Origin of the sequence: Cellulophaga algicola DSM 14237 (assembly GCF_000186265.1) — a bacterium.
In the GTDB taxonomy this organism is placed as follows: Bacteria; Bacteroidota; Bacteroidia; order Flavobacteriales; family Flavobacteriaceae; genus Cellulophaga; species Cellulophaga algicola.
The window spans coordinates 4,505,146-4,517,521 of the sequence record NC_014934.1 but is presented as its reverse complement, the minus strand read 5'-3'; the positions used below and the strand labels follow the sequence as shown (position 1 = coordinate 4,517,521).

General features: G+C 37.2%; 13 protein-coding genes. 9 read left to right on the top strand and 4 right to left on the bottom strand.

What is annotated here, in order from left to right; genetic code table 11:
- Positions 1 to 82: 82 nt before the first annotated feature.
- Positions 83 to 925: a helix-turn-helix domain-containing protein gene (locus CELAL_RS19570; RefSeq protein WP_013552632.1), complete on the bottom strand. Its 843-nt coding sequence runs from the start codon at positions 923 to 925 to the stop codon at positions 83 to 85.
- Positions 926 to 1,149: 224 nt separating this feature from the next.
- On the opposite strand from CELAL_RS19570, the gene hxlB reads away from it, so the two are divergent.
- Together hxlB and hxlA are read left to right on the top strand one after the other, a co-directional pair.
- Positions 1,150 to 1,734, top strand: coding sequence for a 6-phospho-3-hexuloisomerase (hxlB, locus tag CELAL_RS19565; protein WP_013552631.1), 585 nt, complete (start codon positions 1,150 to 1,152; stop codon positions 1,732 to 1,734).
- A 47-nt stretch (positions 1,735 to 1,781) separates the two neighbouring features.
- Positions 1,782 to 2,411, top strand: coding sequence for a 3-hexulose-6-phosphate synthase (gene hxlA / locus CELAL_RS19560; RefSeq protein ID WP_013552630.1), 630 nt, complete (start codon positions 1,782 to 1,784; stop codon positions 2,409 to 2,411).
- A 72-nt stretch (positions 2,412 to 2,483) separates the two neighbouring features.
- Here the strand turns inward: hxlA and CELAL_RS19555 are convergent, their stop codons facing one another.
- Both CELAL_RS19555 and CELAL_RS19550 read right to left on the bottom strand, forming a co-directional pair.
- Positions 2,484 to 3,344, bottom strand: coding sequence for a sigma-70 family RNA polymerase sigma factor (locus tag CELAL_RS19555; RefSeq protein ID WP_013552629.1), 861 nt, complete (start codon positions 3,342 to 3,344; stop codon positions 2,484 to 2,486).
- A 340-nt stretch (positions 3,345 to 3,684) separates the two neighbouring features.
- Positions 3,685 to 5,061, bottom strand: coding sequence for a right-handed parallel beta-helix repeat-containing protein (locus CELAL_RS19550; RefSeq protein ID WP_013552628.1), 1,377 nt, complete (start codon positions 5,059 to 5,061; stop codon positions 3,685 to 3,687).
- Positions 5,062 to 5,350: 289 nt separating this feature from the next.
- Here CELAL_RS19550 and CELAL_RS22430 point away from each other — a divergent pair, with 289 nt between their 5' ends.
- The 6 genes from CELAL_RS22430 (at position 5,351) to CELAL_RS19525 (ending at position 9,612) form a co-directional block, all read left to right on the top strand.
- The gene (locus tag CELAL_RS22430) at positions 5,351 to 5,491 is read left to right on the top strand and encodes a hypothetical protein (protein ID WP_013552627.1); all 141 of its coding nucleotides are present in this window, start codon (positions 5,351 to 5,353) and stop codon (positions 5,489 to 5,491) included.
- 108 nt (positions 5,492 to 5,599) lie between these two features.
- The gene (locus CELAL_RS19545) at positions 5,600 to 6,031 is read left to right on the top strand and encodes an RrF2 family transcriptional regulator (protein ID WP_013552626.1); all 432 of its coding nucleotides are present in this window, start codon (positions 5,600 to 5,602) and stop codon (positions 6,029 to 6,031) included.
- A gap of 41 nt (positions 6,032 to 6,072) precedes the next feature.
- Positions 6,073 to 6,516, top strand: coding sequence for a hypothetical protein (locus CELAL_RS19540; protein ID WP_013552625.1), 444 nt, complete (start codon positions 6,073 to 6,075; stop codon positions 6,514 to 6,516).
- 64 nt (positions 6,517 to 6,580) lie between these two features.
- Positions 6,581 to 6,919, top strand: a complete 339-nt coding sequence (locus CELAL_RS19535; protein ID WP_013552624.1) for a cupin domain-containing protein — start codon at positions 6,581 to 6,583, stop codon at positions 6,917 to 6,919.
- Positions 6,920 to 6,939: 20 nt separating this feature from the next.
- Complete coding sequence (locus CELAL_RS19530) at positions 6,940 to 9,159, top strand: nitric-oxide reductase large subunit (protein WP_013552623.1); 2,220 nt, start codon at positions 6,940 to 6,942, stop codon at positions 9,157 to 9,159.
- Positions 9,160 to 9,213: 54 nt separating this feature from the next.
- Positions 9,214 to 9,612: a group III truncated hemoglobin gene (locus CELAL_RS19525; protein WP_013552622.1), complete on the top strand. Its 399-nt coding sequence runs from the start codon at positions 9,214 to 9,216 to the stop codon at positions 9,610 to 9,612.
- A gap of 95 nt (positions 9,613 to 9,707) precedes the next feature.
- Here CELAL_RS19525 and CELAL_RS19520 read toward each other — a convergent pair whose 3' ends face one another.
- Positions 9,708 to 11,033 (bottom strand): hypothetical protein, encoded by a 1,326-nt coding sequence (locus CELAL_RS19520; protein WP_013552621.1) that lies wholly within the window; start codon positions 11,031 to 11,033, stop codon positions 9,708 to 9,710.
- A 342-nt stretch (positions 11,034 to 11,375) separates the two neighbouring features.
- On the opposite strand from CELAL_RS19520, the gene CELAL_RS19515 reads away from it, so the two are divergent.
- On the top strand, positions 11,376 to 12,260 hold the full coding sequence (locus CELAL_RS19515) for a transglutaminase domain-containing protein (RefSeq protein ID WP_013552619.1): 885 nt from the start codon (positions 11,376 to 11,378) through the stop codon (positions 12,258 to 12,260).
- Positions 12,261 to 12,376: the final 116 nt, after the last annotated feature.

Sequence of the window (12,376 nt, the reverse complement as noted above, 5' to 3'; positions counted from 1 at the left end):
CTCTTTAATTAAAAATTAAAGAGGTGTTTCTTTTCCTGTTATACGATAACATAGATGTAGGAAATACTCCAAAAAACAGCAACTAACTATATAAAGTGTTGTCATGCGAAATGACATGCTCCTTTACATTATTCTGAAATTCTTGTGGGGTTTGTGCAGCGTGCTGTTTAAAAAAACGGCTGAAGTAGGAGTGATCCTTAAAATCTAAATTATACGCTATTTCTTTAATCGTATTCTCGCTATGTATGATTTGACGTTTTGCCTCCAGTATTACACGGTCATGTATTAATTGAACCCCAGTTTTGTCAAGCTTTTCTTTTAATATCTGATTGAGCCGTTTTGCGCTTATGCCCAATTGTTCCGCGTAAAAATTAGCGGTGCGCTCCTCTTTATAATTATTCTCAAGCAATAGCATAAACTCATAAACGCGCTTTTCATTAATATCCTGTAGTGTAAAATGCTGTTCTTTTAAATGAATCAACTTTAATAAAAACACTTTTAATAGGGCTTTTATCATAATTAAATTCACCGTGGGTTTGTCATAATCTTCTTTTAAAAGCTGAAGTACAGAGACCAAGCTTTTAGAGGTTTCTTCGTTGACTTGTAAACAAGAAAATTCTCCTTGAATATTGAACATACGAAAAACATCCAATAAAAACTCTTTTAAATCTCCTTCCAACAATTCTTGCTTAAAAGAAATTAATACTCCATTTTTTCCCGCCTTGTTTAATTGATGTACACGGTAAGGTGGAATCAAATAAATCCAATCTCCTTTTAGGGTTTGAAAATCGTGTTGCGGAACATGAAGAGCATCCTCATTGCGCAGCCAAACAATCTCAAAAAAATCTCTTCGTGCAGGATCGTTTAAATAGGCTGGAGGGCAATTCCCTAAATCTCGAATATATAAAACTTTATCACTAAGCATACTAGTTTTTTTATGGCACTACATTGGGGTTTGTAAGTTGCCTATTACCCCTTTAAAATGACAGTTTCCAAAATGTACCACAAAAATAGTGAATAACACCACCCTTTTTTAGGATAAGGGCAAATTGTACCAGACATCTGTCAAATTGTATAACTCTTTAGTTCAGGAGCGTCCCTAATTTTGCTTTCGATATTGAGAAGCAATAGCATAAAGGAAGATTAACGATGGAAAACATACTTAAAAATAAGGAAACCCAAGTAGTAGAAAATGCCATGAATACGATTATCAATGAGCATATAAAACTAATACATACTCTTAAGTATGAAGAAATAGCAGCCTTGATCCCTGTGATAAACAATGCAGATCGGCTATTTGTAATGGGAGCGGGGAGAACGGGCCTTATGATGAAAGCTGCAGCCATGCGCTTAATGCATCTAGGCTATACGGTTCATGTGGTAGGAGAAACTACTGCGCCCGCAATAATGAAAGGAGATTTACTTATTGCAGGTTCTGGTTCTGGAAATACTAGCGGGATCGTTAGTGCGGCAGAAACTGCTAAAAAAGTAGGTGCAGCTGTCCTTTGTTTTACTACCAATAAGGAATCGCCTTTAGCACAATTGGCAAACCAAACGGTAACGATACCTGCAGCACAAAAACAAGAACGAGTTGAAGCTGTATCCAAACAATACGCGGGGAGCCTTTTTGAGCAATCGTTGCTTTTAGTTTTCGATGCATTAATACAAAGCCTTTGGGAAATAGAAGGCACTTCGACTTCCGAATTATGGAAGCGTCACGCAAATATGGAATAATTAAGAAGCACACAAATATAAATTAAGAATAGTTTAAATAGAAAATTATGGCAAAATTACAAGTAGCAATAGATTTATTAAACATAGACGACGCTATCGCATTAGCAACAAAAGTAGCTCCGTACATAGACATTATAGAATTAGGAACTCCGCTTATTAAAAGTGAAGGTTTAGCGGGAATAAGAAAGATGAAAGATGCTTTTCCTGATAAACTGGTTTTGGCAGATTTTAAAACGGCCGATGCAGGGGAATTGGAAGCAAATATGGCTTTTGGAGCCGGAGCAGATTATATTACAGTATTAGGAGCAACAGGAGATGCTACTATAGCGGGCGCTGTAAAAGCAGCAAAAGCACATGGTAAAGGTGTTGTTGTAGATACTATAGGTGTAAAAGATAGAGTAAAACGTGCGCAAGAAGCTATTGCTTTAGGCGCAGAGTTTGTAGAATTACATGCAGGTTTAGATGAGCAGGCAGAAGATGGATACTCTATACAAGTACTGATAGACGAAGCAGCAAGAGCAGGCGTTGCCGTTTCTATTGCTGGTGGTGTTAATTTAAAGAGCATAGCTGCAGTTAAAAATGCAGGTGTTATTGTTGCCGTAGCCGGTGCAGCCATCTATGGAGCAGAAGATCCTGCAAAAGCCGCTAAAGAATTACAAGCATTAGCAATGGCTTAAGGCTAAAAATTAAAGTATAAAAAAAATCCGACCTTCTCAGGTCGGATTTTCAAGTATTAAGTTGAGAATATTTTACAAGTATGCTTTCAATACCTCTTTTTGAGATTTTCTACGCAATACTCTAATTGCTTTTTCTCTAATTTGTCTTACGCGCTCTCTGCTAATATCAAAAATTTCACCAATTTCTGTTAAACTCATAGGCGCTTTTTCTCCTATTCCATAATACAAACGGATGATGTCACTTTCTCTACTTGGTAATGTACTTAGTAAATCACCGATATCCGAAGAAAGCGATTCTTGCATTAAATTCGTATCTGGACTATTGGCTTCTTTTGATTGTACCACATTGTACAAGTTAGAAGACTCTCCTTCTGCAAAAGGAGCATCCATAGACAAGTGTTTCCCTGTGTTTTTCATGGCAAGCTTTACTTGTGACGTGCTCATGTCTAATTCTCTAGCTATTTCAATAGCATTTGGCGGGCGTTGTAGGCTCTGTTCTAAATAAGAAAACACCTTATTTATTTTACCAATCTCTCCAATTTTATTTAAAGGCAAACGTACCATACGTGATAATTCAGATATCGCTTGTAAAATAGATTGTCTTATCCACCATACGGCATACGAAATAAATTTAAAGCCTCGGGTTTCATCAAAGCGTTTGGCAGCTTTAACCAGTCCAACATTGCCTTCATTAATCAAATCTGAAAGGCGTAAACCACTTCCTTGATATTGCTTTGCCACGGAAACTACAAAACGCAAATTGGCGTTTACTAAGGTGTTAAGTGCAACTTGATCTCCTTCACGAATTTTTATGGCCAGTTCTACTTCCTCATTAGCGGTAATCATGTCTAATTTTGATATTTCCTGAAAATACTTTTCTAATGATTTTGTGTCTCTGTTTGTAATTTGCTTAGTGATCTTTAGTTGCCTCATATATATGTTTTAGTTATTATTTCTTTCCTTATTATACACTTTTTTCTACGTTATTCCTAATAAAAAGGCATATTTTATCAAAAAAAGGCCCAAAATGGCTATTTTTTGACGAAAAAGGGTGTTTTTTCGTCATTTCAAAGAAAATAGGAGTGTGGTAAAAAACGTTTTTGCGCTATTTTCTATTCATTTACCAGTATAACCAGACGGTGAAGACACGACTCAAGCGTTGTATTCTCTAAAGGATAGTAGTGGCATTTCTTTTCTAAAATCAGGTATACAAAAAATGCCTTTCTGAAACATTCTTCAGAAAGGCATTTTTTATTTAATATCTACCCTAAGCCTACCAACCATCTAAAACACATTGCATAGTATACGGTTCTGTTTCTGATAATGGAAGGTCTTGCAATTCATCCTCCAAATAATTACCACTAGCGGTACCCGTAGCTTCTTTAAAACGATAGGACCAGCAATACCTAAGATTTGTATGTTCCTGAGAATAGGTTACTAAATTATCTTCTAAGATTAAATTGTCAAAATCTGAGAATGCTGCAAAGTAGCCATAGAATTTATTTCTACGCACATCGGCATCAGCACTTTTATACATATACATGCCACAATTGTTCATGACATTATCATGTACATAAGTAGCACGGCTATGGCCTTTGTCGCCACCGCTAGAGTATTGTATGTATCCTAACCTACCATTTACAGAACCACTAAGCATGGTAATGGTATTTCTTGCAATAATATTGTGGGTTTTATGCCAAGACACAAGCGGACCATCTATATACTCATTGCCTTCTCCTTGTTCTAAAACATTGTCTAAAATGTATACATTTTTACCACTAGTATTCACAATATCTCCACCCGTATTATGATGAAAATAATTGTTCTGGATCAGGATATCTTCATCTACACGCCCAGCACCTTCTATATCTATTCCAAATTGTGGACTCGTACCATTCATATGGTGTATTTCATTATCAGTGATGGTAATACGGGTGCCGCCCACTACAGAAATTCCCTGTCTGCGGTTGTTGTAAATGGTGTTGTTGGTAAAAGTAACATCCGTAGCTTCTAAGACAAGAGAACCATCACCAGTGGTATTTCTAATAATCATATTGTCAATAAGGACAACGTTACTATCGTTCCAAACACAAATTCCATGGCCTTCATCATGTGCTACCTTAGTATCACTCTCGCGAGGCGTAAATACATGGGTGTCTCTATCGCCTTGGATAATACCATCTCTAACAATAATATTATCGCCATCTAAACTAAGTACGCAGTAGTTCCATTTATCATTGGTGTCTATTTCTAAAATAGCTCCTTCACCAAACACAAACTCCGTATTCTCGTGTATTTCTATTCCCCCTTGGTAGATGTCATTTTTCTCTTCGCCTACTAAATAAGTGCCCTCCGGAAGCGTAACGGTACTAAAACCTTCCGCATGTGCCCAATCTATAGCTGCCTGTAAATTGGTGGTGGTCGTTGCCGCATCGGTGCCATCATTAGGAATATTCCATTGTGCTACATCTATAGTATAGGCTTCGGTGCTGGTCATTGCAGGAAGTACAGAGCTAAAGGTAAGCTCAGGCAAACCACCTTCATCTAAATTTTCTGTAGTTACTGTTTGCAGTACGTTGAGCTCGTCTTGCTTACAGGAGTTTAAAGCCAATAGCACGACAAGAAGTAAGGTATAGTAGGTCTTTTTCATATTATTTTTTTAGAAATAATTTAAAATATAAGCGGACATGCTACCCCAACTTTTTGAACATAGCTTACCCATTAGATAGTAAACAGATTTTTTTATGAATTAGTATAGCGGCACCGCACTAGTGTCTTGAAGCGCAGTGGAAAATTCCTTTTTTTTGAATGTTACTCGAAATACGAAGGAGGAAAGCAAAGTGTCATACTACAATCTTTTTTCTTGACACTGCGGGAAACCGAAGTGTTGTGATTTTTGTTTTTGGTAGTTTTATTCTCAAGCAATTAAATTAAGTACTATGATAAAAGTAGAAGCCATTAAGCCAGGACCAAAACCAAACAAACCAGATGGTACTCCAGATAGAAGAAGACGAGTTACTCCTGATAATAAATCAAATCATCCTAATTTAAAACCGCATAGACATAAGCCGAATGATTAGTTTTATAAGCGATATTTATGATGGATCTGTGAAAAGTATAAATTTCCATAAAGGATATTTTTATCCTCTATAAAAATTATATATCTTTGGCATCTAAATAGGGGAGTTATGTTTTCAAAATCATGTGAGTATGGACTTAGGGCAGTACTTTTTATCGCACAACAGAGCGATAAAGATACTAAGGTGAGCATGAGCACTATTTCGGAAGAAATAAACTCTCCACAGGCATTTACCGCAAAAATATTACAGAAGCTTACGAAAACACAGATTGTACATTCCTTAAAAGGACCCTATGGAGGATTTAGTATTTTGCCCGAGAAGATGGATACAAAACTAAGTGAAATTGTGACCATACTAGATGGGGACAGTATTTATAAAGGGTGTGCCTTGGGCTTAAAACAATGTGATGCCAATTCACCTTGTCCACTACATTTTAAGTTCGTCGAAATCCGTGATAATTTGCAAGAAATGTTAGAAACCACCTCGATTAAATCGGTTGTGAATGATCTAAGTTTAGAAAGCATTATACTAAAACGCTAAAATTTAATTCAATAGAAGATAAAAAGGTCTTTTAATCCGTTATGAAAAAACAGAAGTATAGTATTGCCATTACATTTATCTGGGTAGGGTTTATAGGCGCCATCAGCTTTATGGAGGCATGGCTAAAATTTAGAGCTCCAGGCATAGATACTGCATTGGGCTTAGGTATTGGACAATTGGTATTTAGTGCACTCAATAGAGTAGAGATCACCAGTGCTGTTTTAATACTGATTTTAAGTATCGCATCCAAAGAAAAAAAAGCATTGCGGTTGCAGGGATTGTTTTATACAGCAGTAGTCATTTTGGTCTTACAGAGTGTGTGGTTATTGCCCGCATTAGATACCAGAGCAGACCTCATACGAGCGGGAGTATCGCTAGCAAAAAGTAAGTTGCATCTGTGGTACGTGCTCGTAGAAATCATAAAAATAACCTGTCTTATTTTATTTGGATTTAGGAGCTTTAAACATTTAAATACAAACAAGTAATAGGAATACGTAAGTACCTCTAATTAAGAATATTAAAATTAAAACAACAACAAATATATATACTATGAAAACAGCATCAATAACAGCGAATCTTAACTATTTGGAAGACCGACCAGCCGTGAGTGTTTTATTAAAAACAGACAGCACAAAAGAGGTGCGAATCCTCATGAAAAAAGGACAACAGATGAAAGAGCATAAAGCTCCTTTTCCAATAGTAGTAGAACTCTTTGAAGGCCTTATAGATTTTGGCGTAGCTGGAGAAAAACAGCAATTAAAAAGGGGAGACTTAATTGCCTTGGAGGCTAGTGTTCCCCATGATTTATTTTGTATTGAAGACGCTATTATCCGTTTGACCATTTCTACGGCAGATAGTGTAGACCGTGTAAAAAATGTAGCCAACTAGGAATTGAAAAAGAAACAACCATGAAAAAAGTTTGGATTGCATTTTCCAGCGTTGTTATACTCTCGTTTATAGCCTTAATATGGGTAGGAACAGAAGTATATCAAACACAACCACCAATTCCGGAAACCGTTACTATTAAAGAAACGGGAAAAACGGTTTTTACCAAGGCCGATATACAAATAGGTCAGAATGTCTGGGAATCTATAGGAGGGATGGAAGTAGGTTCCATCTGGGGCCACGGGAGTTATGTGGCTCCTGATTGGTCTGCCGATTGGATTCATAAAGAAGCCGTTTTTATGTTAGCCGCATGGGCTAAAAAAGACTTTAATTCTACCTACGAAAACCTAGACGTTGAAAATAAGGCAGCGCTAAAAGCGCGGTTAATTAAAGATATTAAAACCAATAGCTACAACCCAGAGACCGGAGCTATAACTATTTCTGCCGCACGTTATGCTGCAATTAGGAGCAATACTGCTCATTATACCCGTATTTTTTCCGAAGGCTATGAACAATATGCCATTCCAGAAGGGGCACTAACAGATCAAGTGAAACTAGCACAGTTAAATGCTTTTTTATTCTGGACCTCTTGGGCAGCGAGTACCAATAGGCCTAATGAGAATTATACCTACACCTCTAACTGGCCACATGAACCTTTAATAGGGAATACCATTACGCCAGAATCTCAAATTTGGTCAGGATTTTCTATTGTACTCTTGTTGTTATTTATAGGCGCCTTGAGTTATTATTACATCCGCAACCATGAAAAAGGAGATGCGGTAATTCACCCTAAGCAAGATCCCTTAGATACCTTGGTGTTAACCAGATCACAGAAAGCAGTCTTAAAGTACTTTATTGTAATCTCTCTATTGATAGCGCTACAGGTTGTTTTAGGCGCACTAACGGTGCATTATACGGTAGAAGGGCAAGCGTTCTTTGGATTTGATTTGTCTAGTTTCTTACCCTATTCCATTACCAGAACATGGCACACCCAATTGGCGGTATTTTGGATTGCTGCTACATGGCTTGCTACTGGTTTGTTTCTAGCACCGATGATTAGCGGTAAAGAAATGAAGTTACAAGTATTCGGGATCAATTTTCTATTTATCGCCTTAATTATAATTGTATTAGGATCGATGTTAGGGGAGTGGTTAGGCGTACATCAGTTTTTAGATTTAACCACCAATTTCTTTTTCGGCCATCAAGGTTATGAATACATGGATTTAGGTAGGTTTTGGCAAATATTCTTGGGCATAGGTTTAGTATTGTGGGTGTTGATGGTAGGCAGACACGTAGTTTTTGCGATTAAGAAAAATGACGATTCTAAACACTTGCTAATCATTCTACTCATTTCTGTAATAGCTATAGGAATGTTCTTTTTCTCTGGATTAATGTATGGTGAAAATAGTAGTTTGCCGGTAATTAATTATTGGCGCTGGTGGTTGGTACACCTTTGGGTAGAAGGTTTCTTTGAAGTATTTGCGACGGTAATAATTGCTTTTATTTTTTTACGGATGAAAATTCTATCCGCAAAAACAGCAGGAAAAGCATCCATTGCTTCGGCGACGATTTTTCTAGCAGGTGGAATCATAGGAACCTTACATCATTTATATTATTCGGGCACACCGGTGCAAGCCATTGCATTAGGCGCTACGTTTAGTGCACTAGAAGTGGTGCCGCTAACGCTAATGGGTTTCGAAATTCGTGAAAACTGGAACCTTTTAAAATCCAATGAATGGATGCAAAAATACAAATGGCCTGTATTCTTTTTTATTGCGGTAGCCTTTTGGAATATGGTAGGCGCAGGGGTCTTCGGGTTCTTAATTAATCCGCCTATCGCACTCTATTATATTCAAGGATTAAATACTACTGCAGTACATGCACATACCGCTTTATTTGGGGTGTATGGTTTACTGGGAATGGGCTTTATCATCATCTGTTTGCGTTTTTACTCAGACCGGGTGTGGAATTCTGTAAAATTGAAAAGAGCCTTTTGGTTCTTGAATATTGGATTAGTAGCCATGGTGGTCTTGAGTTTATTACCCATAGGAATTATACAAGCGTATACGTCTATAACTAAAGGATATTCTTTTGCTAGAGATGCAGAATTACTATATTCACCAACCGTACAAACCTTAAAATGGATGCGTATGATTGGCGATATTATATTCTCTGTTGGGATATTTTATTTCTGCTGGTTTACCATACAAGAAAGTGTGTATTGTATAAAAAAGAAAAATTAATTAAAAATCAGTACCATCCAATTTTGGGTTGTACTGATTCTTATCAACAGAAGAATGAAAGACATAGAAAACAGAGCAGAGATTACCCTATTGGTGCATACTTTTTATGCAGAAGTTAGAAAAAACGATTTGTTGGGGCCTATCTTCAATGAACATATTGCAGCAGATCTGTGGCCTGCGCATTTAGAAAAACTAACCGATTTCTGGGAGACTGCATTATTAGGAAATGTGTGTTTCAAAGGCAACCCTAGTGAAGCGCATTTAAAAGTAGATGCGCATATGAAACATAGTATAGCACAAGAGCATTTTGATACTTGGTTAAACTTGTGGGCGGCAACTATTGATACCTTATATGTGGGTACCGTAGCAGAACGTGCTAAGGAAGGTTCTAGAAGAATGGCTATTGGTCAGTTTCAACATATTTCTAAGAACAGGCCAACCTGCATGCGCTAAGAGGTTATAAAATGTAGTGCGTTAGTATTCTGAACGGAAAAAGCGTACAAAGTAAAAAAGGTCTAGCAAGTTCAGGAACATGCTAGACCTTTTTTTTATCGATTAAAAGAAGGGAGTTCTACGACGTAAGATTCAACTGATTTACCATCTTCACTACCGCTCCAATCAGAACCAAAAAGTACTCTAGTACCTGTAGGACTAATTACAGCATGAGGCTCTCCCCAATAGTCAAATTGGTCTTCATCTGCTCTATGATGTCCAATTCTATATACATCAACACTACCTGGTGCTACATGCGCAATAACTAATTCTTGGTCTAATAGTGCTTGCCCGTCTTCTTCATAGCCAATCATTGAAGCAGCTATCCATCCCGGGTTTTTATGGGCAACGGCAGAAATATGTGTTCCTGATTTTGGATAGTCATAGCCCATAGCTTCAGCTATTACGGGAAGGCACTCTCCTGTATTTAAATTAAAGGCTATGATATTCCCTTCGCAGCCGCCATTAGGTCCGCCATTAAAACTTACGGAATAGTCCGTATCGGTGCCATCGGTCATTTGACCTAAACAAGAATGCTCTGGTTTGCTTTTGTTAAGTCTTGCTACAAAATTGCCATTGCTATCATAAGATGATACATTGTGGTAAAATAAAGTACCACTAGGTGCTGGCATTACTGCAGCATAATTCACATCGTCAAGATTAAAACGTGTTAATTCTTGCGTTGAAAAACGGTATGAATAGGTGTTATCATTATTACATCTAAATCCTATCACATCAGAATCCCAAGACATCATTTGAACATCACTGCCCATGGTAATGGTTCCGTCACAGCCTGAGACCTCTTTTAAATTAACCAAAATGGTTTTTGTTGAAGATGAAATGCTGTATTTGATAAAATCATCAGTATTTGCATCTAAGTAATACAAAACATCCGCATCATTAAAATCCCAAAATAGTTGTTCTACATCATCAGGCCATACATCATCAAGATTCCGAATAAAGGCATAACTCATCCCGTCTAGTAATTGGTGTACACCATTGGTTTGATCGTATAGAATCATTTTAGTTTCATCGGCATTCCATGCCTGAATGGTACTGTACATGGGTTTAATTACCCCGCCATCTCCGGCATTGGATATTCTGCGAATGATCGTTCCGAAAGAAGGGTCTACAATGGTTTCTAAATAGTTAGGCCTTGCAATATCTTGCATTGGGTGTAGCTCTAAATCATTAGCAACTAAGGAAGTGGCAACAGCAACCGTATTTTCATTTGGAGTGTCTGTACCTTCTTCAATAGGCGTTACCGCTTCTTCGGCTTCACTAGGCAATACAACTTTGGCATCATCACTGGTACAGCCGTTTAATGCACAACTGAGGCATAGGATCCCGAAGTAAAGTTTTAAATGTTTTATAAGATTCATAATCATGGGGTTTAAGGATGTACGTAAATAGTGAACCTATAGTTGTTTTTAGATCTTTTTTTTTGATTAATCCATGCGGTGTAAAACCTTATCAGCGTTTAACTTATGCGTTATTACAACTGATTCCTACAGTACAAGTAGAACGGGGAATGGGTGCTTTTACGGGGATCTTCGTGTTGCTATTTTTGTAAGATGCTTATAATTTATCACCCTAAATCAAAATAATATCCTCTGGTTTTTTATCTAATTAGGAAATTAATAGGACTAAAAGTTAAGATTCATAAATAATACTTAATCAACTAAAATAGAACTCTTTTACTACCTAAATAATACTTAAATTGGTTGGGCATTGGAAAATATCCTGTAGATATAGGCAAACCTATTTTTACGTATTTTATAAAACACTTCCCTATGGTATTGCGAATTAGTTTTTACTTATTGTTTGAGTTAGAAGTACCTACGCCGTTTATATTAATGCTGCGCCCACGAAGTAATGCTGCACAATGGGTAGAACGTGAGGAATACAAAATTTCGCCCATGATACCGGTGGTTGAACATACAGATATTGCGGGCAACCTTTGTCAGCGATTGATTGCTCCTTCGGGAACTTTTTCTATTAGTACCAAGGCAGAGGTACAAGTTCCAGATGTAGTTGCTGTTCATTTTGGGGCTCCGTTTGTAGAAATTCAAAATTTACCAGATGCAATTTTGCGTTATTTATTACCGAGTAGATATTGTGAATCTGATCGTTTCAATGATTTAGCGGTGTCTATTACAGCAAATGAATTACCAGGATATAACCAAGTTGCTGCCATTGAGTCTTGGCTGCGGAATACAATCAGCTATATTCCAGGTAGCAGCAATTTTCCTATTTCAGCGGTAGATGTTAACTATCGACAATCTGGGGTTTGTAGAGATTTAGCCCATTTAGGCATTGCCTTATGCCGTAGTATAAGCATTCCTGCTCGTATTGTTGTGGGATATTTGCATGATTTAAAACCGATGGATATGCATGCCTGGTTTGAAGTATATGTAGGTGGATGCTGGTATACGTTTGATGCAACACAATCTGATAAAAAAGGAGGTTATGTAGCTTTAGGCTATGGTACCGATGCAGCAGACGTTGCCGTTTTTAATCAATTTGGTCCAGGTGTTGTTCCTTTAAAACAGCTGGTAACTGTTGAGAAAGTAGCGGAGGAACAGGAGAATTTTCACACCAAATTTTAGTACTTACAGGCAGAAATAAAAAACAAATGAATGATAGTATGTTTCATAAAAAATCGCTTTATTAACGTTTTTGTTGCAGGTGAGCCTAAGCATTACGAATACGAGTCTAAATAAAT

Bases quoted from the DNA above. Each gene is read 5' to 3' on its own strand.
- hxlB (WP_013552631.1), top strand. From the start codon at position 1,150: ATGGAAAACATACTTAAAAATAAGGAAACCCAAGTAGTAGAAAATGCC.
- CELAL_RS19550 (WP_013552628.1), bottom strand. From the start codon at position 5,061: ATGAAAAAGACCTACTATACCTTACTTCTTGTCGTGCTATTGGCTTTA.
- CELAL_RS19520 (WP_013552621.1), bottom strand. From the start codon at position 11,033: ATGAATCTTATAAAACATTTAAAACTTTACTTCGGGATCCTATGCCTC.
- CELAL_RS19570 (WP_013552632.1), bottom strand. From the start codon at position 925: ATGCTTAGTGATAAAGTTTTATATATTCGAGATTTAGGGAATTGCCCT.
- CELAL_RS19540 (WP_013552625.1), top strand. From the start codon at position 6,073: ATGAAAAAACAGAAGTATAGTATTGCCATTACATTTATCTGGGTAGGG.
- CELAL_RS19545 (WP_013552626.1), top strand. From the start codon at position 5,600: ATGTTTTCAAAATCATGTGAGTATGGACTTAGGGCAGTACTTTTTATC.
- CELAL_RS19530 (WP_013552623.1), top strand. From the start codon at position 6,940: ATGAAAAAAGTTTGGATTGCATTTTCCAGCGTTGTTATACTCTCGTTT.
- CELAL_RS19525 (WP_013552622.1), top strand. From the start codon at position 9,214: ATGAAAGACATAGAAAACAGAGCAGAGATTACCCTATTGGTGCATACT.
- hxlA (WP_013552630.1), top strand. From the start codon at position 1,782: ATGGCAAAATTACAAGTAGCAATAGATTTATTAAACATAGACGACGCT.
- CELAL_RS22430 (WP_013552627.1), top strand. From the start codon at position 5,351: ATGATAAAAGTAGAAGCCATTAAGCCAGGACCAAAACCAAACAAACCA.
- CELAL_RS19535 (WP_013552624.1), top strand. From the start codon at position 6,581: ATGAAAACAGCATCAATAACAGCGAATCTTAACTATTTGGAAGACCGA.
- CELAL_RS19555 (WP_013552629.1), bottom strand. From the start codon at position 3,344: ATGAGGCAACTAAAGATCACTAAGCAAATTACAAACAGAGACACAAAA.